The sequence below is a fragment of the Mycobacterium sp. E2497 genome (assembly GCF_001668695.1).
GTDB lineage: Bacteria > Actinomycetota > Actinomycetes > Mycobacteriales > Mycobacteriaceae > Mycobacterium.
In genome coordinates this window covers 1-837 of sequence record NZ_LZKD01000254.1, presented here as the reverse complement: position 1 = coordinate 837, position 837 = coordinate 1, and the positions used below count along the sequence as shown (strand labels likewise).

Sequence of the window (837 nt, the reverse complement as noted above, 5' to 3'; positions counted from 1 at the left end):
AGTCCGACTTTTAGGCTCGCTGGTGCTCGGGCTCGCGGAGGATGAGTCACATCCGCCACACCGGCCCCTGGCCGGAGGAATCGACGAGTTGTCCGCCTCATAGCGACAACCTCGTCGCCTGCCGCAGAGACAGCACGCGCTGATGAATACGGTATTCGGTGGACCGCGGCATGGATCTAGGCCCGTACCGACCGCGGCCCATCCGACGCACTCTGCCGCGGCCCATCTCCCACCGCAAGGCGTCTGAGATGACTTTCGATGCCCTACCGCGGATCCGAAAGCCCTGTTTATTAAGGGCTTCGATCATTTGACCGATGGTGGCCGGCCCATTGTGGGCGAGGTGCATCGTCAACACGTAACGCAGCTCGATTCCCTGGAGATTCATCCCTGCACCATTGCACCCCGGTACGACACCCCGGTCTTGTCGCTGCGAGGCGGGCAAATCGACGATTTCTCCCGCCAGGGACCGGTGTGGCGGGTGTGACTCGACCCCCTATCCCGAGCACCAGCGAGCCTAAAAGTCGCTGTAAGGCGGGCACATCGACGATTGCTCCGACGCGGGGCGGAAGTGACCGATGTGACCAGGACGTCGGTCGCCGACCGCGGCGTCGGACGCGCGGCGTCGGCCGCGCAAACACTCACGCCTCGAAGCGGTAACCCATCCCCGATTCGGTCACCAAGTGCTTGGGGTGGGACGGGTCGTCCTCGAGTTTGCGTCGCAGCTGCGCCAAATAGACTCTTAGATAATGCGTTTCGGTGGCATACGCCGTCATGTTGTGGGCCAGCGCGGACAATGTGGTCATCGTCCCGGCCAGCCCGACCCAGGTCCGCGCGCCC

2 protein-coding genes are annotated in these 837 nt (G+C 63.8%); both read right to left on the bottom strand.

The window, feature by feature from the left end; all coding sequences use genetic code 11:
• Nucleotides 1-97: 97 nt before the first annotated feature.
• Nucleotides 98-385, bottom strand: coding sequence for a hypothetical protein (locus A5713_RS29365; RefSeq protein ID WP_067919054.1), 288 nt, complete (start codon nucleotides 383-385; stop codon nucleotides 98-100).
• Nucleotides 386-638: 253 nt separating this feature from the next.
• The coding region (locus A5713_RS29360) for a winged helix-turn-helix domain-containing protein (protein ID WP_231980649.1) at nucleotides 639-837 on the bottom strand (199 nt) is incomplete at its 5' end.

Coding starts and splice junctions, on each gene's coding strand:
- A5713_RS29365 (WP_067919054.1), bottom strand. CDS start 385: ATGAATCTCCAGGGAATCGAGCTGCGTTACGTGTTGACGATGCACCTC.